The following is a 21,287-nucleotide window of genomic DNA, read 5'->3' on the forward strand; positions in this document are numbered from 1 at the left end:
CTCACTCACATATCGTGCTTGGCGAGATCGAGGCCGGCGGCCTTGTACTGCTTCCAGCGCTCGCGCAGCGGTTCGCGGGCCGAGTCGTCGGCCGGCACCACTTCGAGCACGCGCTCGAAGCCCGGCGGCGCCACGTCGTCGCGCAGGTTGATGACCAGCGCACGCATCGGCGCGTCGAACTCGGGCGTGGCGATGAGGACGGGCGTCTCGTCGTCCTCTTCGTCCATGCCGGCGATCTGGTGGGGGATGTAGGCGTCCTCGCCCATGTCCCACAGCAGGTCGTCGAGCGCTTCGGCCTGCTCGGCGTCGCGGGCGAGGATCAGCGTCCACAGTTCGGCCGCGTAGGACTTGCGGACGAGTTCGCACACCAGGCGCAGCGGTTCCTCGCGGAAGCGCGGCTTGGCGATCAGATAGAAGTCGGCGCGGGCCATGGCAGTGGCGGTCGGGCCGGAACCGGGGGCGCGGCGCGATGCCGCCTCCCCGTGAGGCCCGGACCGGTCAGGCGACCTGGTCCATGAGCCACTGGCTCAGCAGGCCGACCGGGCGGCCGGTGGCGTAGGCCATTTTGCCGCTGCCGCTGCCGCTGCCCGCGATGTCGAGATGCGCCCAGCGCTGCTTCTCGGTGAAGCGCGACAGGAAGCAGCCGGCGGTAATCGCACCGCCCCAGCGGCCGCCGATGTTGTAGACGTCGGCGAAGTTGGAATCGAGCATCGACTGGTATTCGTCCCACAGCGGCAGGCGCCAGGCGCGGTCGAACACGTGCTCGCCGGCGGCCAGCAGTTCGTCGGCCAGGTCGTCGTGCTTGCTCATCAGGCCGGTGGCGTGCGAGCCGAGTGCGACCATGCAGGCGCCGGTCAGCGTGGCCACGTCGACCAGGGCCACCGGCTCGAAGCGCTCGGAATAGGTCAGCGCATCGCACAGGATCAGGCGGCCCTCGGCGTCGGTGTTGCCGACTTCGATGGTCTTGCCCGACATGCTGGTGATGACGTCCGACGGGCGATAGGCATCGCCATCGATGCCGTTCTCGACCGCCGGCACCACGACGTGCAGGTTGATCGGCAGGTCGAGGCCGACCGCGGACACGAAGGTGCCCATGACCGTCGCCGCGCCGCACATGTCGAACTTCATTTCCTCGATGCCGCCCTGCGTCTTGAGGTTGACGCCGCCGGTGTCGAAGGTGATGCCCTTGCCGACGAGAACATAGGGCTTGGCGTCGCCGCCGTTCTTCCAGCTCAGCACGACGAGACGCGGCCGGTTGGCCGAGCCGCGGGCCACGGCGAGCAGCGAGCCCATGCCCAGCGCTTCCATCTGGTGCTCGTCGAGCACCTCGCAGCTGGCCTTGTCGAAGCGCGCGGCGAAGGCCTGCGCCTGCTCGCCGAGGTAGGCCGGGTTGCAGATGTTCGGCGGCAGGTTGCCGAGTTCGCGGGCGAACTTCACGCCGGCAGCGATCGCCGCGCCCTGGGCCACGGCATCGGCATCGTCGCCGTGCACTGCGATCGCGGTCAGCGCCGAGGGCTCGCGCTTCTTGTTGTTCGGGCCCAGCGTGGCGACGTAGCGGTAGGCCGCGTGGTCGGCGGCGATCACCGCCTGGCGGATCTTCCATGCGGCGTCGCGGCCGGCGACATCGAGGTCGGCCAGCGCCAGCGTCGCGTTCTTGCAGGTGCCGTCCTTGAGCGCGCGGACCGCGTCGCCGACCGCCTTGATGTACTGCGAAGCGCCGAACTTGGCGCGGTCGCCGAGACCGACGGTCAGCACGCGCGTCGCGGCGAGGCCGGGCAGGTCGTGCAACAGGCTGGTGCGGCCGGCCTTGCCGGAGACGTCGCCGCGCTGGGCGAGGGCGGCCAGGCGGCCACCGCTGGCGGTGTCGACCGCCTCGGCTGCACCTGCGAGTGGGCCGTCGGCGAAGACGCCGACCACCAGGCAATCGGTGGTGAGTTCGGCGGGCGCGGCGTGGTTCAGGGAGAATTCGAGGGTCATCAACCAGATTCCATAGAGTGATCGGTACACTTCACGGTCCAGTGCGCGGCGCCAGTGACAGGCGTGCCGGGTCGGATGCGCCATCTGGGCGCGGCTGGACGAACCCCCAAGTCTAAAGCAAAGCCCCTGTACCCGATGCCGAAGCTCGACAGTTACCTGTTCCGCGAGTTCGCCCAGTCGACGTTCGCCGCCCTCGTGGTGCTGCTGATCGTCAGCCTCGGCGGGGTGTTCGCGGATGTGCTCGGCGACATCGCCCGCGGCCGCGTGCCGGCCGGCCTGATGCTGGCCCAGCTGGGCCTGCAGGTTCTCAACTACCTGCCGCTGATCCTGCCGCTGGGCCTGATGCTGGGCCTGATGCTGGCCGTCGGCCGCCTGTACCGCGATACCGAAATGCCGGTGCTGACCTCGGTCGGCGTCGGCCCCGGGCGCCTGCTGCGGCCGCTGATGCTGGTGGTCGGGCCGATGGTGCTGTTCATCGGCGCCTGTTCGCTGTGGCTGGGGCCGTGGGCACGTGACTACTCGCAGCGGATGATCGAGGCCGGCCAGCGCAGCCTGCTGGTGTCCGGCCTCGAGGCCGGACGTTTCGTCGAATTTCCCGGCGGCGGTGGCGTGATCTACGTCAATGCGATGTCCGACGACGGCAGCCAGCTCGGCCGCGTGTTCGTCTACCGCCAGGACGACGGGCGCATGGACGTGACCACGGCGATGACCGGCGAACTGACGGTCGACGGCGACGGCCGCTTCCTGCGCCTGGACGAGGGCTTCCGCGTCGAGGGCCCGCTGGATGCCGGCCTGGACTTCCGGCTGATGCGCTACGCCAGCAACGAACTGCGCCTGCCGAGTACCGAGGCCAGATCGCGCTCGGACGAGCCGGAACTGGCGCCGACCTGGACGCTGTTCGGCGATGACCGCCCGGCGGCGCAGGCACAGCTGCATTTCCGCATGGCGCCGCCGTTGCTGGCGCTGGCCTTCGCGCTGCTCGCGGTGCGCCTGGCGCGCAGCCCGCCGCGGCAGGCCCGCTACGGCCGGATGATGATGGGCTTTCTGGCCTACGTGCTCGGCATGAACCTGATGATCATGGGCACCGACTGGGTGGAGGACGGCAAGGTGCCGGCGGCGCTGGGCCTGTGGTGGCTGGTGCTGCCGCTGCTGGCGTTCTGCATCTGGATGTACGTCACCGACGGACGGCTCAAGGCCCCGGTCTGGAAGCGCCTGCCATGAAGATCCGGCCGCTGCTGCGCACCCACGATCTCTACGTCGCCCGCGTGATCACGGTCATGGTGCTGGCCACGTGGGTCGTGCTGACCGGGCTCGACACCGTCATGAGCGGCCTGCTGCCGGAGATGGACGACATCGGCCAGGGCCAGTACGGCTTCATGCAGGCGCTGACCTACGTGCTGTACACGATTCCGCGCCGGGCCTACACGATGTTCCCGACCGCCGCGGTGATCGGCTCGCTGATGGGGCTGGGCCAGCTCGCGGCGACGTCCGAACTCATCGCGATGCGCGCCGTGGGCCTGTCGCGCACCCGGATCAGCGTCTCGGTCGCGCTGCCGCTGCTGGCGTTGACCGCGCTGATGGTCGTCAACGGCGAATGGGTCGGCCCGGCGTCGCAGCGCGCCGGCGATTCGATGCGCGGTGCGGCGCTGTCGAACAACATGATCCTCGGGCGTTATTCGGGGCTGTGGGCACGCGAGGGCGACACCTTCCTCAACGCGCAGAACGGCACCGAGATCCGCGAGGGCAGCAGCAGCCGGATCCAGCTGCAGGACGTGCGCCTGTTCGAGTTCGCCGCCGACGGCCGGCTCGAATCCGTCGCACATGCCAAGACCGCCGAACACGGCGCCGACGGCTGGCGCCTGCTCGAGGTGCAGCGCACCTGGTTCGAGCCGCGCGCGGTCACCCGCACCGAGGCGCTGGAGGAGCAATGGGCCTCTCAGCTCGATGCGTCCACGCTCGCCGCCAGCGCCAGCAACATCTGGCGCCCGCGCTACATGCCGTCGAGCGAACTGCGCGCGGGCATCGAATACCGCAAGCGCAACCAGCTCGACGCCAGCGAGTTCGAGGAGCACTACTGGGGCCGCTGGTTCTACCCGCTCAACGTGCTGGCGCTGTGCCTGGCCGCGATCCCGTTCGCCTTCGGTTCGCTGCGCAGCGGCAATGCCGGCAAACGGCTGTTCATCGGCGTCGTCTTCGCGCTGGGCTTCTGGCTCGCGCAGAACCAGGTGGTGAAACTGGCGGCGGTGTATCGCCTCGATTACCGGCTCGCCTATCTGATTCCCCCGATGGTCATGCTGATCGTCTCCTGGAGCCTCTTCCGCAGGCGGAGTGGGTGAGGCGCACCCGTTTGCGCGGCACTGCCGCGCGGGTGCGCCGAACGCCCGGCGTGCTTCGCCGGGCCGGACGCGCGCCGAAATGACGAGCCGATAGCACTTCGACCGCCACCGCGCGGGTGCGCCGAACGCCCGGCGTGCTTCGCCGGGCCGGACGCGGTCCAAGATCGAAGCCCCGACCGCGATCAACCGGTCCGGACACAGCCATCGTCGCGCTCGCGCCGGCGCTCACAGGGCCGGCCTGCGCCGAGTCGAGCGGCGTTGTGCACCAGCCTCGACATGTTCCGATCCCGTCAGGGCGCGAGCATCCGGCGCCGAACGCCCATCCGGACGGATTCCCGCGTCCGCGGAACGATGCCGGGGTGTGCCGCGAACGGCGCCAGACCCCGCAGCCGCTCATCGGCTCGCGCGCGTCAGGCCTGCGCCGCGAGCCTCACCTTCAGTCGTCGGCCCGTCCGGCCTCGCGCAGCACTCGCGTGCCGCTGGCGCGGTCATGCCAGGTGAGCCGGTCGCGATCGATCCAGGCCCACCAGAACCCGAGACCGCCCGCGCACAGTGACACCGTGGCCACCGCGAAGCGCAGCCACAGGGCACCCGTCGAGGCGCGACCGCCGTCCAGGCGACGCACGCGCAGTCGCCAGGGGCGCATGCCCAGCGTCTGGCCGCCGTGCCGCCAGCTCGCCACCGCATACAGGCCGGTGACGCCCCAGCAGCACAACCACAGCAACCACTGCAGCCCGCTCAGTGGCGCGATGTTCTCGTGCGGGTCGTGCCGGCCGAGCAGCGTGTAGCCGGTGGTGAACAGGGCCGACAGCAGCAGCCACAGCGCCATCGCCGGCCACAGATCGTAGAGCAGCGCGAGCAGGCGCCGGCCGATCCACGGCGGGTGCGCATCGGCATGGGCGGGAGGCGTCGACATCGCGGAAGCATAGCGGCGCTGCGGCTAAGCTTGCCCGTATGTCGATCGCCACCACGCCTGCCGACCGCCGCGCGCTCGCGACCGCACTGCCGCCGCTGCGAGACGACGACCGTGCGGCGATCGAGGGCTTTCTCGACGCATTCTGGGCCGACACCGGCATCGCCACCCAGACCGCCGCCGCCTACCGGCGCGATCTGGAAGGGCTGGCGCGCTGGCGCGACGGGCGCGATGGCGGCATCGCGCATGCCGACCGCACGGCGCTGTTCGAACATCTGGCCTGGCGCACCCGCCAGGGCTGGTCGCCGCGCAGCAATGCCCGCCTGCTGTCGGCGCTGCGCGTGTTCTATGCCGATCGCCAACGCCGCCACGGCCGGGTCGACAACCCGACCGCGCTGCTCGACCCGCCGAAGCTGCCGCGCTCGCTGCCGAAAGCGCTGAGCGAATCGCAGATCGAGGCCTTGCTCGGCGCCCCCGACGTCGCCACCCCGGAGGGCCTGCGCGACCGCACGATGCTCGAACTGATGTACGCCTGCGGCCTGCGCGTCAGCGAGCTGACCCAGCTGCCCGCCAACGGCGTCAATCTCCGCCAGGGCGCCCTGCGTGTGACCGGCAAGGGCGGCCGCACCCGGCTGGTGCCGCTGGGCGAAGAGGCTCAGCACTGGCTGCAGCGGTATCTGGACGACGCGAGGCCGGTGCTGACCGGTGGGCGTTCTCCGCCGGGCGGTGTGCACGGGGACACGCCGCTGTTCGTGACGGCTCGGCGGGTCGCGCCGACGCGGCAGCAGTTCTGGGGGCTGGTGAAACGCTACGCCGTTGTCGCCGGTATCGACGCCGCGCGGATCAGCCCGCATGGCCTGCGCCACAGCTTCGCCACCCATCTGCTCAATCACGGCGCCGACCTGCGCGCGCTGCAGATGCTGCTCGGCCACAGCTCGCTGTCGACGACCCAGATCTACACCCTGGTCGCCCGCGAACAGCTCAAGCGCCTCCACGCCACCCACCACCCGAGGGGGTGAGGCGCACCCGCTCGCGCGGCACTGCCGCGCGGGTGCGCCGAACGCCTCGCGTGCTTCGCGAGGCCGGGCGGGCGCTGAAAAGACGAGCCGACAGCGCATCGACGCCCACCGCGCACGCGCGAACGCCCGGCGTGCTTCGCCGGGCCGGACGGGCGATGCATCAACGAATCAGCATTAGGTCGACGCCGACCGCGCGGGTGCGCCGAACGCCTCGCGTGCTTCGCGAGGCCGGGCGGGCGCTGAAAAGACGAGCCGACAGCGCATCGACGCCGACCGCGCACGCGCGAACGCCCGGCGTGCTTCGCCGGGCCGGACGGGCGATGCATCAACGAATCAGCATTAGGTCGACGCCGACCGCGCGGGTGCGCCGAACGCCTCGCGTGCTTCGCGAGGCCGGGCGGGCGCTGAAAAGACGAGCCGACAGCGCATCGACGCCGACCGCGCACGCGCGAACGCCCGGCGTGCTTCGCCGGGCCGGACGGGCGATGCATCAACGAATCAGCATTAGGTCGACGCCGACCGCGCGGGTGCGCCGAACGCCTCGCGTGCTTCGCGAGGCCGGGCGGGCGCTGAAAAGACGAGCCGACAGCGCATCGACGCCGACCGCGCACGCGCGAACGCCCGGCGTGCTTCGCCGGGCCGGACGGGCGATGTATCAACGAATCAGCATTAGGTCGACGCCGACCGCGCGGGTGCGCCGAACGCCTCGCGTGCTTCGCGAGGCCGGGCGGGCGTTGAACCGACGCGCCGATAGCGCATCGACGCTGACCGCACGCGCGGACGCCTCGCGCACGCCTCGCGTGCGACGCGCGGCCGCACGAGCGCAGAACCTGCCCAGCCCACAGCACCTCGACAGCCACCGCGCGGGTGCGCCGAGCGCTTCCCGTGCTCCCCGAAGCCGGCGCAGCCGATCGCCCCAACGCAGATGCCCAGCAGACGACGCGCCGTCGCCGGAAACGAAGCGCGCGCCATGAACGGTGTCCGGGGCCCGGAGGGACGTCCCGGACCGCGTTGCCGCTTCGTGCCAGAATTGCCGGCCCCGGAGGTCCCTCCGCCCTTGGTCGCCAGAATCGATGAAGCGATACGTGTTCGCGCTGTTCAGTGCCTTCAGCCTGTCCGCCTGCGCCCAGGGCACCAGCTCGCCCGAGGTCACGCCGGCGGCCGAATCCGCGACCGGCGCCGTCACTGCGGCCGAGAACGCATCGCCGGGCACGCCGGCCGCGAACGCGCGCAATGCGATCCTGTCGATCAATCCGCGGGTCGGCATCGAAAGCGTCTCCGACGCGCCACTGCCGGGTTTCCAGGAAGTCATCGTGTCGGGCCAGGTGCTCTACGTCAGCGACGACGGGCGGTACGTGCTGCAGGGCAGCCTGTTCGACGCCGAAGAGAAGCGTGACCTCAGCCAGGCCGGCCTGTCGCTGCTGCGCAAGCGACTGCTGTCCGAAGTGCCTGAGGACCAGCGCATCATCTTCGCGCCGGCCAATCCCAAGTACACGGTCTCGGTGTTCACCGACGTCGAGTGCGGCTACTGCCGGCGTCTGCACGAGGAAGTGGCCGACTACAACAAGCTCGGTATCGCCATCGAGTACCTGGCCTATCCGCGCATGGGCCCGGGCAGCGACGATTTCCGCCTGATGGAATCGGTCTGGTGCGCCGACGACCGCCGCCAGGCGCTGACCGACGCCAAGTCCGGCCGCCGCGTGCCGCCGAAGACCTGCGAGAACCCGGTGGGCGCGCATTACGCGCTGGGCCAGCGCGCCGGCCTGACCGGCACGCCGATGATCGTGGCCGAGGACGGCACCCAGATGCCGGGCTACATGCCGCCGGACGCGTTGCTGTCAGCGCTGCAGCGGCTCGAAGCCGAGGGCGGCGGCAGCCGCTGAGGCCGCCCCGCGTCGCGTACAGCCGCCGTCGGGGCGGCGGCGCCGGCCATTGGCTACAATGGCCGGCCCTGAAATACGGTTTCCCCGGACATGATCGTCCTCGAGGGCCAGCAGGCCCTGTCGCCGTTCCGCCGCGAACGGCTTGAAGCGCGTCTTCGCGCAGTGGCGCCCGGTCTCCGGATCGTGGACGCCTGGCACGTCTACTTCGTCGAGGCCGAGCCCGGGCAGGTGCCCGACGACGCCACGCTGCGCCGCATCCTGGACGTGGATGCCGGCCCGGTGTCGCCGCCGGCGGACGGGGTGGTCTCGCGCTTCGTGTCGCCGCGTCTGGGCACGATCTCGCCGTGGGCCAGCAAGTCGACCGAACTGCTGCGCGGCGCCGGCCTGCCGGTGCGGCGCGTGGAACGGGGCCTGCGCATCGATCTGGGTGGATGGCCGGACGACGCCGGCGCCGCGGCCGCGGTCGCCAAGCAGCTGCACGACCCGATGACCCAGTCGCTGCTCGACGACGTCGCCGACGCCGATGCGCTGTTCGCGGTGCCGCCGCGCGGCGACGTCGAGCGCATCGCGCTCGACGCCCTCGATGCCGCGAATGCGCGTCTGGGCTTGGCCCTGGCTGACGACGAGATCGCTTACTTGCGCGAGCGCTTCGGCGCGCTCGGCCGCGATCCGGCCGACGTCGAGCTGATGATGTTCGCGCAGGCCAATTCCGAGCACTGCCGGCACAAGATCTTCAACGCCTCGTGGACCATCGACGGCGAGCCGCAGCCGCAGTCGTTGTTCCGGATGATCCGGCACACGCATGCGCAGACGCCCGAGCACACGCTGTCGGCGTACAGCGACAACGCGGCGGTCGTCGAGGGCTATTCCGCCCGCCGCTTCCGGCCCGATCCGGTGTCGTTCGAGTACCGCAGCGAACCGCTGATCGACAGCGCGTTCTGCATCAAGGTCGAGACCCACAACCACCCGACCGCGATCTCGCCGTTCGCGGGCGCGGCCACCGGTGCCGGTGGCGAGATCCGCGACGAGGGCGCCACCGGTCGCGGCGGCAAGCCCAAGGCCGGCCTGACCGGCTTCACGGTCTCGCATCTGCGCATCCCGACGCTGCCGCAGCCGTGGGAGGCGCCGCGCGCGCTGAATCCGCGCATGGCGCCGGCGCTCGAGATCATGCTCGACGGCCCGCTCGGCGGCGCCGCGTTCAACAACGAATTCGGCCGGCCGAACCTGCTCGGCTACTTCCGCAGCTTCGAACTGCCGGAAGGCGACGACGGCCTGGTCCGCGGCTACGACAAGCCGATCATGCTCGCCGGCGGCCTCGGCGCGATGGATCGCGCGATGGTCGAGAAGAAGACGCTGTCGCCGGGCGACGCGGTCGTCGTGCTCGGCGGCCCGGCGATGCTGATCGGCCTGGGCGGCGGCGCGGCGAGTTCGGTGGCGTCGGGCGAGAGCGCCGAGGACCTGGATTTCGCCAGCGTGCAGCGCGACAACCCGGAAATGGAGCGCCGCTGCCAGGAGGTCATCGACCGCTGCGTGGCGCTGGGCGAGCGCAATCCGATCCTGTGGTTCCACGATGTCGGCGCAGGCGGCCTGTCGAACGCGATTCCCGAACTGCTGCACGACTCGGGCGTCGGCGGAATCATCGATCTGGGCCGCGTGCCCAGCGACGATCCGTCGCTGTCGCCGATGCAGCTGTGGTGCAACGAATCGCAGGAGCGCTATGTGCTCGGCATCCCGCAGGACCGCGTGGCCGACTTCACCGCGCTGTGCGCGCGCGAGCGCTGCCCGTTCGCGGTGGTCGGTGTGGCGACGGCCGACGAGCACCTGACGGTCGGCTACGGCGTGCTCGCGGCGGACGGGACATCCAGCCCGACGGAGCACACCGGGCCTCACCCGATCGATCTGCCGATGGACGTGCTGTTCGGCAAACCGCCGAAGATGCATCGCGACGCCGAGCGCCTCTCCGCGCATCGCTGGCCGACGCTGGCGACGCGCGAGATCGATCTGTACGAGGCCGGCCTGCGCGTGCTCGCGCACCCGACCGTCGCCGCCAAGTCGTTCCTGGTCACCATCGGCGACCGCAGCGTCGGCGGTCTGACCGCGCGCGACCAGATGGTCGGCCCATGGCAACTGCCGGTCGCCGACTGCGCGATTACGCTGTCGGGCTTCGACGGTTTCACCGGCGAGGCGATGGCGATCGGCGAACGCACGCCGCTGGCGCTGCTCGATTCGGCCGCGGCCGCGCGCATGGCCGTCGGCGAGGCGATCACCAACCTGTGCGCCGCGCCCGTCGAGACCCTGCACCGCGTGAAGCTGTCCGCGAACTGGATGGCCGCCGCGGGGCATGCGGGCGAGGAAGCGCGGCTGTTCGACGCGGTCCGTGCGATCGCGATGGACCTGTGCCCGTCGCTGGACCTGTCGATTCCGGTCGGCAAGGATTCGCTGTCGATGCAGGCGCAGTGGCAGTCCGACGGCGTGGCCCACAAGGTGGTGTCCCCGGTGTCGCTGGTCATCAGCGCGTTCGCGCCGGTGCCCGATGTGCGCACCCAGCTGACGCCGCTGCTGTCGGGTGAACCCGACACCGAGCTGTGGCTGATCGGCCTGGGCGCCGGCAAGCAGCGCATCGGCGGCTCGGTGCTCGCGCAGTGTTTCGGCGCGTTCGGCGGCGCCTGCCCCGACGTGGACGACGGCAGCCGGCTCAAGGCGTTCTTCGAGCTGATCTGCGATGCGCGCCAGGCCGGTCTGCTGCTCGCGTATCACGACCGGTCCGACGGCGGCGCGTTCGCCACGCTGTGCGAGATGGCGTTCTGCTCGCACCTCGGCCTCGACATCGATCTCGAAGGCTGGGGCGACGACCGCGGCCGTGACGCGGTGCGCACGCTGTTTTCCGAGGAACTCGGCGCGGTGGTGCAGATCGCCGCCGAGGATCGCGCGGAGTTTGCCGATCTCGTCTCGCGCCATGGCCTGATCGAATGCGCGCAACGCATCGCAAGGCCCACCAGCGCGCCGCGGATCCGGGTGCACGACGGCGACGAGCGGCTCGCCGAGTGGAACTGGGACACGCTGTTCGACGCCTGGTGGTCGGTGACACACGCGATGCAGGCGCTGCGCGACAACCCCGAGAGCGCCGAGGAAGAGCGGGTCGCGGCGCGCGATTTCGCCGCACCGGGACTCAAGCCGGTGCTGACCTTCGATCCGGCCGAGGATGTCGCCGCACCGTTCGTATTGACGGGCGCGCGTCCAAGGGTGGCGATCCTGCGCGAGCAGGGCGTCAACGGCCAGATCGAGATGGCGGCGGCCTTCGACCGCGCCGGCTTCGCCGCGATCGACGTGCACATGAGCGATCTGATCGCAGGGCGCGCGGATCTCGCGTCGATGCAGGGGCTGGTCGCCTGCGGCGGCTTCAGCTACGGCGACGTGCTGGGCGCCGGTCGCGGCTGGGCCACGTCGGTCCTGGAGCGCCGCGCGCTGCGCGATGCGTTCGCGGCGTTCTTCGCGCGCGAGGACACGTTCTCGCTGGGCGTGTGCAACGGCTGCCAGATGCTGTCCCAGTTGCGGGAGATCATCCCCGGCGCCGCGCACTGGCCGCGTCTGCTGCGCAACCGCAGCGAGCAGTTCGAAGCCCGCTTCGGCCTGCTCGAGGTGGACGACTCGCCCTCGCTGTTCTTCGCCGGCATGGCGGGCTCGCGCATTCCGGTGGCCATCGCCCATGGCGAGGGCCGGGTGCGGTTCGACAACGACGCCGACCGCGCCGCGGCCCAGGTCGCGCTGCGCTATGTCGACGGCGATGGCGCGTCGGCCACCGCCTATCCGGCCAATCCGAACGGCTCGGACGGGGCGATCGCCGGCCTGACCTCGCGCGACGGCCGGGCCACGATCCTGATGCCGCATCCCGAGCGCACGCTGCGCACGGCCAACCTCAGCTGGGCGCCGCAGGGGTGGCCCGACGACAGCCCGTGGATGCGCATGTTCCGGAATGCACGGCGCGCCATCGGCTGACGTCGACAGCACCTCCGATCCAACAGGCCCGCCATGCGCGGGCCTTTTTTTGCGCGCATTTTTACGATAGCCATTGACTATTGATAAAGCGTCTACGGGCGGCGCTCTATGTGGCCGCGATCGGAGAAAACCTCCCCGTAAAGCCCCTGAATTCCGCGTCGGATTCCTGACATCCATTCATCGATGTGACCAATACCGGCAATTGCTGCCGCGATCTGTTCTTCGTCTGAACGCGCGAATGGGTATTGACTGACGCGACGTGTCAGACCGAGTATCGGCAGACGGCGTTTCAGTTGGGGGATGTTCAGTTTGGCCGGATTCTGCGATACCGCAGGTTTTGCGCGACGGATTCCCGTCGCCTGCCGGCCATCCCCTGCACGCCGCTCGCCCGTCCCACGCGCGCACCCCGGAAGTGGGATGCCGGTCACGCACGCCGCCCCGCCACACGAGACAAGGAATCGAATTCGATGAATCGCATCTATCGCAAGGTCTGGAACAAGGCACTCGGTCAGCTCGTCGTCGCGTCGGAATTCGCGTCGGGCGACAGCGTCGGTGGCAGCGTGGGCGTGGGGACCGTGTCGGGCCAGATGCGCGCCGGGCTTCCGGTGGCGCTGGGTGTCGTGCTGTTCGGGCTGGCCACGCCGGGTGCGTTCGCCCAGTCGGTCGCGATCGGCGACAGCGGGCCGTGCATCGTGGCGGAATGGCCGCTGATCGACCGCTGCGCCGTCGACGGCAGCGCGGTCGCGAGCGGGGTCAACGCGGTCGCGATCGGTGCCGAAGCCCGGGCGACGGGCGCCCAGGCCGTCGCCGTCGGTGCGGCGGCCACCGCGTCCGCGCCCAACACCCTGGGCCTGGGCGCATCGGCCCAGGCGACGGCGACCAGTGCGAGCGCGGTGGGTGCGAATGCGCGCGCCACGGCGGCCAACGCGACCGCGGCGGGCGCGGGCGCCAATGCCCAGCAGACCGGCGCGACGGCCCTGGGCTCCAACGCCCGTGCCGGTGCCCAGCAGAGCACGGCGGTCGGCTTCACGTCGCAGGCGCTGGCGACCGGCGGCGTGGCGCTGGGCCGGGCGGCGATCGTGCAGGCGCCGGCCACCAATGCGGTGGCGATCGGCCATGGCGCGATCGCCAGCCAGGCCGACACGGTCTCGCTCGGCAACGGCACCGGCGCCGGTGGTGCGCCGGCGACGCGCCGGATCACGAATCTCGCGGCCGGCGTCAATGCGAACGACGCGGTCAACGTCGCCCAGCTCGACGCCGTGGCCGATGTGGCCGAGGAAACCAGCCGCTATTTCCAGGCCAGTGGTGACGGCGAGGCCGAGGTGATCGGCGACGACGCGGTGGCGGCCGGTTCCGGCGCGGCCGCCGAGGGCGACTACGCCACGGCCGTCGGTGCCTCGGCGCAGGCCGTGGGCAGCGGCGCCTCGGCCATGGGCAGTGGCGCCTTCGCGATCGGCGAGAACGCGACCGCTGCCGGCTTCAACGCCGTGGCGTCGGCCGCGAATTCTCTGGCCGCCGGCGCACGCGCCGAAGCCAGTGGCGAATTCGCGGTGGCGGTGGGCGCGGCGAGCGTCGCGACGGGTGACGGCGCGCTGGCCAGCGGCGCGGGCGCTTCGGCCAGTGGACTGGAAGCAAGCGCCGTGGGCTTCGCGGCCGACGCCTCGGGCGAGGCCGCGACCGCAGTCGGCGCCGAAAGCGTCGCCAGTGGCGCCGAAGCCGCCGCGTTCGGATTTCTCGCCGAAGCCTCGGGCGACTACGCGACGGCCGCCGGCGGCGGCGCCGCGGCGACCGGCATCAACAGTTCCGCCTACGGCAACGCCAGCACCGCCTCGGGCGCGAGCAGCGTCGCGCTGGGCGCGGACAGTGCGGCCACGGGGGCGACGAGCACGGCGGTCGGCCAGGCTGCGCAGGCCAGCGGCCTCAACAGCGTCGCGGTGGGCGGCGCCCTCGGTGGGCTGTTCGCCACCGAGGCCTCGGGCGACTACGCGACCGCGGTCGGCGGTGCGGCCTCGGCGGCGGGCTTCAACAGCACGGCAGTCGGCAACTTCTCCGAAGCCTCGGCCGCCAACAGCGTGGCACTCGGCGCGGATTCGATCGCCGATCGCGCCGACAGCGTCTCGGTCGGCAGCGCCGGCAGCGAACGCCAGATCACCCACGTCGCCGCCGGTACCGAGGCCACGGATGCCGTGAACCTCGGCCAGCTCGAAGAGGCCACCGCCGACACCCGCTATTTCCGCGCGACCGGCGACGGCGAGGCCTATGCGCAGGGCGAGGACGCGACCGCGTCGGGCTCCAACGCCAACGCCGAAGGCGACTACGCCACGGCGCTCGGCGCCTCGAGCGATGCCTTCGGTGAGGGTGCCTCGGCCGTCGGCAGCGGCGCCTTCGCGCAGGGCGACCGCACCACGGCGCTGGGCTTCAATGCGGTCGCCGATGCGGAGGGTGCGTCCGCCCTGGGCACCTCGGCCCAGGCGTCGGGCCCGTATGCGACGGCCGTGGGCGCCGAATCGAACGCCTCCGGCCAGCAGGCGCTGGCCAGCGGCCTGCGCTCGATCGCATCCGGTGACGGTGCGACGGCCACCGGCAGCTACAGCGAAGCGACCGGCTTCCTGTCGACCGCACTGGGCTACGGCGCCGACGCCTCGGGCAGCAACACCACGGCGGTCGGTGTGGGTGCGGCCGCCAGCGGTGCCAATGCACTGGCCGCCGGCAACAATGCGATCGCCAGCGGCGCAAATGCGATCGCGGTCGGAAACGGTGCGAGTGCGAGCGGCGCGACCAGCCTGGCGGCCGGTAGCACCTCGCGTGCCACCGGCCTCAACAGCACCGCGCTCGGTGGTTCGGCCTGGGCCACGGCGGACAACACGACCTCGGTCGGCCAGTTCGCCTGGGCGACGGCGGTCGGCACGACGGCGGTGGGCCGCGACTCCTACGCCTATGCGCAGAACGCGACGGCGCTCGGCCTGAGTGCCTGGGCGAACGGCGTCAACAGCGTGGCGCTGGGTGCGGGCGCACGGGCGCCCGAGGCGAATGTCGTCTCCATCGGCAACGGCACCGGAACTGGCGGCTATCCGGCGACGCGCCGGATCACCAATCTCGCCGCCGGCATCAATGCGACCGATGCGGTCAACGTCGCCCAGCTCGACGCCGTGGCCGACGTGGCCGAGGAAACCAGCCGCTACTTCCAGGCCAGTGGTGACGGCGAGGCCGCAGTGACCGGCGCCGAAGCGCTGGCTGCGGGCTCGGGTGCGGCCGCCGACGGCGACTACAGCACCGCGGTGGGCTCGGCCGCGCAGGCGCTCGATCCCGGCGCTTCGGCGTTCGGCAGTGGCGCCTTCGCGCTCGGCACCAATGCGACCGCGCTGGGCTTCAACTCGGTGGCCTCGGCGGCCAATGCAGTGGCGGCAGGCGCGCAGGCGGAAGCGAGCGGCGAGTACGCCGTCGCACTGGGCGCGGAAAGCCTGGCGAGTGGCGAGCTGTCGACGGCGACCGGTGCCGCCGCCGTCGCCAGCGGCGACGGCGCGCTGGCCAGCGGTGCGCTGGCCGACGCCAGCGGGGTCGAAGCCACGGCCGTCGGGTTCTTCGCCGATGCCAGTGGTGACGGATCGACCGCGGTCGGCGCCGAGAGCGTCGCCAGCGGCAGCGACTCGGCGGCATTCGGCTTCCGCGCCGAGGCCTCGGGCGATTTCGCCACCGCGGCCGGCGGCGATGCCGCGGCCAGCGGCTTCAACAGCTCCGCCTACGGCAACGCCAGCACCGCCTCGGGCGCGAGCAGCGTGGCCCTGGGGTCCGATTCCACCGCGGCCGGCAGCTACAGCACCGCAGTCGGCCAGGCGGCGACCGCGACCGGTCTCAACAGCGTCGCCGTGGGCGGCGCGCTGGCCGGGCTGTTCGTCACCGAGGCCTCGGGTGATTACGCGACCGCGGTCGGCGGCGCGGCGTCGGCGGCGGGCTTCAACAGCACCGCAGTCGGCAACTTGTCCGAAGCCTCGGCCGCCAACAGCGTGGCCCTGGGCGCGGATTCGATCGCCGATCGCGCCGACAGCGTGTCGGTCGGCAGCGCCGGCAGCGAGCGCCAGATCACCAACGTTGCCGCCGGTACCGAGACCACGGATGCCGTGAACGTAGGTCAGCTCGAAGAGGCCACGGCCTACAGCCAGTACTTTCGTGCGACCGGCGAAGGCGAGGCCTACGCCCAGGGCGAGGACGCGACCGCGGCCGGTTCGAACGCCAACGCCGAAGGCGACTACACGACCGCGCTCGGCGCCTCCAGCGATGCCTTCGGTGAGGGCGCGTCGGCCGTCGGCAGCGGCGCCTTCGCGCAGGGCGACCAGACCACGGCAGTGGGCTTCAACGCGGTCGCCGATGCGGAGGGTGCATCGGCGCTCGGTGCGAATGCGCAGGCGTCCGGCGCGTATGCCAGCGCGGTCGGCAACACCGCATCCGCCAGCGGCCTCCAGGCCACGGCGATCGGCTACGGCAGCGTGGCGTCGGGTCAGGCATCGATCGCCGGCGGTGGCTTCTCCGATGCGAGCGGCGCGTTCGCATCGGCCTATGGCTACGGTGCGAACGCCGGCGGCGACGCCAGCACCGCGCTGGGCTCGGGCAGCATCGCCACCGGCATCAACAGCGTGGCGGTGGGCGGCGCCACGGCCTTCGGCACCGAGGCCAGCGGCGACTATTCGACCGCCGTGGGCGGCGAGGCCTGGGCGGACGGCTTCAACAGCACCGCCGTCGGCAACACCAGTTCCGCGACCGGCGCGAGCAGTGTCGCGGTCGGCGGCGACAGCCGCGCCACCGGCGCGAACGCGACCGCGCTCGGCGAAAACGCCTGGGCGACAGCCGCCAACACCACGTCCGCGGGCCAGTTCGCCTGGGCGACCGGCGCCGGCGCGTCGGCGTTCGGCCAGGATTCGTTCGCGACCGGTGTCAACTCGACCGCGCTCGGTCTCGGCGCATTCGCCTCCGCCGCCAACAGCGTGGCGCTGGGCGCCAATGCATCCGCCAACCGCGCGAACACGGTCTCGGTCGGCGTTGCGGGCGGCGAGCGTCAGATCGTCAACGTGGCCGCCGGCACCCAGGCCACCGACGCGGTGAACCTGAGCCAGTTGGAATCGGCCACCCAGTCCAACCGCTACTTCACTGCCAGCGGCGGCGCGGACAGCGATGCCGCGGCGACGGTCGACGGCGACTACGCGACCGCGGCCGGCGAATCGGCCTACGCCGGTGCCGACGGGGCTTCCGCGTTCGGCAGCGGCGCCTTCGCGCTCGGTGCCGACGCCACGGCGATCGGCTTCAACGCCTCCGCGCTGTCCGACGCGTCGCTGGCGCTGGGCGCCTACTCGACCGCGGACGGCGAGTACGCGATCGCGGTGGGGCCGGACAGCGCCGCGACCGGGCTGGCGAGCACCGCGGTCGGTGCCGCGGCCGTCAGCGACGGCGACGGCGCGACGGCGGTCGGTGCACTGTCGGAAGCCGTCGGGGTCGAGTCGACCGCGGTGGGCGCGTTCTCCAGCGCGACCGGCGATGCGTCGACCGCGGTCGGCGCCGAGAGTGTCGCCAGTGGCGCCGAGTCGGCCGCGTTCGGCTTCGGTGCCGAGGCGTCGGGCGATTTCGCCACGGCGGCCGGCGGCGGCGCCGCGGCCAGCGGCTTCAACAGTTCCGCCTACGGCAATGCCAGCACCGCCTCGGGCACGAGCAGCGTCGCGCTGGGCTCCGATTCCACCGCGGCCGGCAGCTACAGCACCGCGGTCGGCCAGGCGGCGACCGCGACCGGTCTCAACAGCGTCGCGGTCGGCGGTGCGCTCGGTGGGCTGTTCGTGACCGAGGCCTCGGGTGATTACTCGACCGCGGTCGGCGGCGCGGCCTGGGCGGCGGGCTTCAACAGCACGGCGCTCGGCAATTTCTCCGAAGCGTCGGCGGCCAACAGCGTGGCCCTGGGTGCGGACTCGATCGCGGATCGCGCCGACAGCGTGTCGGTCGGCAGCGCCGGCAACGAGCGCCAGATCACCAACGTCGCCGCCGGCACGGACACGACGGATGCGGTGAACCTCGGTCAGCTGGAAGAGGCGACCGCCAGCAACCGCTACTTCCGTGCAACGGGCGAAGGCGAGGCCTACGCGCTCGGCGACGACGCCACCGCCGCCGGCTCGGATGCCTATGCCGAGGGCGACTACAGCACCGCGTTGGGCGCCAGCAGCAGTGCCTTCGCGCAAGGCGCCACCGCAGTGGGCAGCGGCGCACTGGCGCAGAGCCAGAACGCGACCGCGGTCGGCTTCAACGCGGTGGCCTTCGGCCAGAACAGCGCGGCGTTCGGTGCCGGTGCCCAGGCCGAAGGCGCGGCGAGCGTCGCGATCGGCGGCAACGCGGTCGATGAAGACGGCAATCCGCTGCTGACCCTCGGCGGCGTGCCGGTGGACACGGCCGCCACCAGCGCCGGCGTGGCCGGCACCGCGGTCGGTGCGAGCGCCGATGCCTCCGGCTTCGCCGGTTCGGCCTTCGGTGTCGGTGCGACCGCGTCGGGCGAGGTGTCGTCGGCGTTCGGTGCGGTCGCGACCGCAGCCGGCGATGCGGCGACGGCCATGGGCTATGCCTCGGCGGCGAGCGGGGTGGATTCGACCGCGATCGGCTCGTACTCCGTTGCATCGGGCATCAACAGCGTGGCAGTCGGCGGCGGCGCCGGCTTCTTCAACCTGTTCCCCACCGAAGCCTCGGGTGATTATTCGACCGCCGTCGGCGGCGCGGCCTGGGCCAGCGGATTCAACAGCACCGCGCTCGGCAATTTCTCCACCGCATCGGGCGACGATTCGCTGGCCCTGGGCTCGGATGCCGTCGCCTCGGGCGCTGGCAGCGTGGCCCTGGGGCAGGGCTCGCTGGCCGATCGCGACGCCAGCGTGTCGGTGGGTAGTGCTGACAACGAGCGCCAGATCACCCATGTCGCGGCCGGTACGGCAGGGACGGATGCGGTGAATGTCGACCAGCTGGAACAGGCGACGCAGTACAACCGCTACTTCGCCGCGTCCGGCAGCGAGGACAGCGACAACGCCGCTTACGTCGAAGGCGATTACGCGACCGCGGCCGGCGAATCCGCCAGCGCCGTCGGCCAGGGCGCGTCGGCCTACGGCAGCGGCGCGCAGGTCTTCGGACAGGACGCGACCGCGGTCGGCTTCAATGCAACCGCCTACGCCGACAACGCCGTGGCGCTCGGCGCCTACAGCGAGGCCACCGGCGAATCGAGCACCGCCGTCGGTCAAGCGGCCAACGCATCGGCGCTCGGGGCTTCTGCGCTGGGCACGTCGGCGCAGGCCTCGGGCCCGTACGCGACGGCCGTGGGCGCGGAGTCCGACGCCTCCGGCCAACAGGCGTTGGCCAGCGGCTTCCGTTCGATCGCATCCGGTGACGGTGCGACGGCCACCGGCAGCTACAGCGAGGCAACGGGCTTCCTGTCGACCGCGCTCGGCTACGGCGCCGAGGCCTCGGGCAGCAACACGACCGCGGTCGGTGTCAGCGCCGTCGCCAGTGGCCTGAACGCGATCGCGGTGGGCAACGGTGCGAGTGCGAGCGGCGCGACCAGCCTGGCGGCCGGCAGCACCTCGCGTGCCACCGGCCTCAACAGCACCGCGCTCGGCGGTTCGGCCTGGGCCACGGCGGACAACACGACCTCGGTCGGCCAGTTCGCCTGGGCGACGGCGGTCGGCACGACGGCCGTGGGCCGCGACTCCTACGCCTATGCGCAGAACGCGACGGCGCTCGGCCTGAGCGCCTGGGCGAACGGCGTCAACAGCGTGGCGCTGGGCGCGGGTGCACGGGCGCCCGAGGCGAATGTCGTCTCGATCGGCAACGGCACCGGCACTGGCGGCTATCCGGCGACGCGCCGGATCACCAATCTCGCCGCCGGCATCAATGCGACCGATGCAGTCAACGTCGCCCAGCTGGAATCGGCGGTCGGTGACGTGGCCGATCTCGTCGACGGCGCGGTGTCCTACGACGATGCCAGCCGCAGCACGGTCACGCTCGACGGCGCGTCGGGCACGCGCATCACCAACCTTGCCGCGGGTGCGGTCTCGTCGGGCAGCCGTGACGCCGTCAACGGGTCGCAGATGTACGCGGCGCTGGCGAGTGCGGCCGATGTGCTCGGTGGCGGCGCGACGGTGACCGCGTTCGGCACGATCAGTGCGCCCACCTACAGCATCGGAGGCGCGAACTACTTCAGCGTCGGCGATGCACTCGGCGCGCTCGATGCGCAGATCGGCACGCTCGACATACGGATGTCCGGTATGGAGCGGGCAGGCGCCCCCGTGGCGGTGGCGACCGCCCAGGCCGCGCCGGTGGCAGCGGCGCAAGCCGCCGAACCGGCAGCAGATACCGCAGGGACGTCCATCGGTTCCGGGGCGACCGCGAACGCGGCATCGGGCTCGGCCGTCGGCACCAATGCGTATGCGCACGGCCCCGACGACACCGCGATCGGCAGCAATGCGCGCGTCGATGCCGACGGCAGTTCTGCGCTGGGCGCCAACACCAGCATCTCCGCCAACGCGACCAATGCCGTCGCCGTCGGCGAGAGCGCGTCGGTGACGGCGGCCTCGGCCACCGCGATCGGCCAGGGCGCCAGCGCCTCGGCCGAAGGCGCCGTGGCGATCGGCCAGAACGCCGTCGCCGATCGGGCCAACACGGTCTCGGTGGGCTCGGCCGACAACCAGCGTCAGGTCACCAATGTCGCCGCCGGCACCCAGGCCACCGACGCGGCCAATGTGGGTCAGGTGCAGGCCGGGGTCGCCGACGCGCGCGCCTACGCCGACACCACGGCCACCCAGGCGGTGTCGTCGGCGAACGCGTACACCGACCAGAGGTTCGCCGCGTGGGGCGAAAGCCTCGATACCTTCCGCGGCGACGTCGAGCGCCGGTTCTACGACACCGATCGCCGCATCGACCGCCAGGGCGCGATGGGCGCGGCGATGCTCAACATGGCGACCAGTGCCGCGGGCATCCGCACGCAGAACCGCGTGGGTGTCGGCGTCGGCTTCCAGGGCGGCGAGAGCGCGCTGTCGGTGGGCTACCAGCGTGCGATCAACGACCGCGCGACGGTGACCTTCGGCGGCGCACTCAGTGGCGACGAGAAATCCGTGGGTGTGGGTGCCGGCTTCGGCTGGTGAGGCAATCCGCG

The 21,287-nt window shown here is 71.8% G+C and carries 9 protein-coding genes; 6 read left to right on the top strand and 3 right to left on the bottom strand.

Annotation, left to right across the window (positions count from 1 at the left end; genetic code table 11):
- Positions 1 to 5: 5 nt before the first annotated feature.
- Positions 6 to 431: a DNA polymerase III subunit chi gene (locus ACF3M1_RS02945; RefSeq protein ID WP_394003785.1), complete on the bottom strand. Its 426-nt coding sequence runs from the start codon at positions 429 to 431 to the stop codon at positions 6 to 8.
- A 67-nt stretch (positions 432 to 498) separates the two neighbouring features.
- Positions 499 to 1,977, bottom strand: a complete 1,479-nt coding sequence (locus ACF3M1_RS02950; protein WP_394003787.1) for a leucyl aminopeptidase — start codon at positions 1,975 to 1,977, stop codon at positions 499 to 501.
- Between the two features lie 135 nt (positions 1,978 to 2,112).
- Between ACF3M1_RS02950 and lptF the strand changes: the two genes are divergently transcribed.
- Together lptF and lptG are read left to right on the top strand one after the other, a co-directional pair.
- Positions 2,113 to 3,198: an LPS export ABC transporter permease LptF gene (gene lptF, locus ACF3M1_RS02955; protein WP_394003789.1), complete on the top strand. Its 1,086-nt coding sequence runs from the start codon at positions 2,113 to 2,115 to the stop codon at positions 3,196 to 3,198.
- Complete coding sequence (gene lptG, locus ACF3M1_RS02960) at positions 3,195 to 4,313, top strand: LPS export ABC transporter permease LptG (protein WP_394003791.1); 1,119 nt, start codon at positions 3,195 to 3,197, stop codon at positions 4,311 to 4,313. The genes lptF and lptG overlap by 4 nt, the downstream gene beginning before the upstream one ends.
- Positions 4,314 to 4,749: 436 nt before the next feature.
- Here the strand turns inward: lptG and ACF3M1_RS02965 are convergent, their stop codons facing one another.
- Entirely contained in the window at positions 4,750 to 5,229 is a 480-nt protein-coding gene (locus tag ACF3M1_RS02965; protein ID WP_394003793.1) for an RDD family protein, read from the bottom strand.
- A 38-nt stretch (positions 5,230 to 5,267) separates the two neighbouring features.
- Between ACF3M1_RS02965 and xerD the strand changes: the two genes are divergently transcribed.
- The 4 genes from xerD to ACF3M1_RS02985 all read left to right on the top strand — a co-directional run bounded on the left by xerD (position 5,268) and on the right by ACF3M1_RS02985 (position 21,276).
- The gene (xerD, locus tag ACF3M1_RS02970) at positions 5,268 to 6,245 is read left to right on the top strand and encodes a site-specific tyrosine recombinase XerD (protein WP_394003795.1); all 978 of its coding nucleotides are present in this window, start codon (positions 5,268 to 5,270) and stop codon (positions 6,243 to 6,245) included.
- A gap of 1,073 nt (positions 6,246 to 7,318) precedes the next feature.
- The gene (locus ACF3M1_RS02975; RefSeq protein WP_394003797.1) at positions 7,319 to 8,128 is read left to right on the top strand and encodes a DsbC family protein; all 810 of its coding nucleotides are present in this window, start codon (positions 7,319 to 7,321) and stop codon (positions 8,126 to 8,128) included.
- Positions 8,129 to 8,218: 90 nt separating this feature from the next.
- Complete coding sequence (gene purL, locus ACF3M1_RS02980; RefSeq protein ID WP_394003799.1) at positions 8,219 to 12,124, top strand: phosphoribosylformylglycinamidine synthase; 3,906 nt, start codon at positions 8,219 to 8,221, stop codon at positions 12,122 to 12,124.
- Positions 12,125 to 12,591: 467 nt separating this feature from the next.
- Entirely contained in the window at positions 12,592 to 21,276 is an 8,685-nt protein-coding gene (locus ACF3M1_RS02985; RefSeq protein ID WP_394003801.1) for an ESPR-type extended signal peptide-containing protein, read from the top strand.
- Positions 21,277 to 21,287: the final 11 nt, after the last annotated feature.

The sequence above is a fragment of the Luteimonas sp. WGS1318 genome, from assembly GCF_043187535.1.
In the GTDB taxonomy this organism is placed as follows: Bacteria; Pseudomonadota; Gammaproteobacteria; order Xanthomonadales; family Xanthomonadaceae; genus Luteimonas.

What these genes read in the sequence shown, in the direction of transcription:
- ACF3M1_RS02945 (WP_394003785.1), bottom strand. Translation starts at nt 431, where the DNA reads ATGGCCCGCGCCGACTTCTATCTGATCGCCAAGCCGCGCTTCCGCGAG.
- ACF3M1_RS02950 (WP_394003787.1), bottom strand. Translation starts at nt 1,977, where the DNA reads ATGACCCTCGAATTCTCCCTGAACCACGCCGCGCCCGCCGAACTCACC.
- lptF (WP_394003789.1), top strand. Translation starts at nt 2,113, where the DNA reads ATGCCGAAGCTCGACAGTTACCTGTTCCGCGAGTTCGCCCAGTCGACG.
- lptG (WP_394003791.1), top strand. Translation starts at nt 3,195, where the DNA reads ATGAAGATCCGGCCGCTGCTGCGCACCCACGATCTCTACGTCGCCCGC.
- ACF3M1_RS02965 (WP_394003793.1), bottom strand. Translation starts at nt 5,229, where the DNA reads ATGTCGACGCCTCCCGCCCATGCCGATGCGCACCCGCCGTGGATCGGC.
- xerD (WP_394003795.1), top strand. Translation starts at nt 5,268, where the DNA reads ATGTCGATCGCCACCACGCCTGCCGACCGCCGCGCGCTCGCGACCGCA.
- ACF3M1_RS02975 (WP_394003797.1), top strand. Translation starts at nt 7,319, where the DNA reads ATGAAGCGATACGTGTTCGCGCTGTTCAGTGCCTTCAGCCTGTCCGCC.
- purL (WP_394003799.1), top strand. Translation starts at nt 8,219, where the DNA reads ATGATCGTCCTCGAGGGCCAGCAGGCCCTGTCGCCGTTCCGCCGCGAA.
- ACF3M1_RS02985 (WP_394003801.1), top strand. Translation starts at nt 12,592, where the DNA reads ATGAATCGCATCTATCGCAAGGTCTGGAACAAGGCACTCGGTCAGCTC.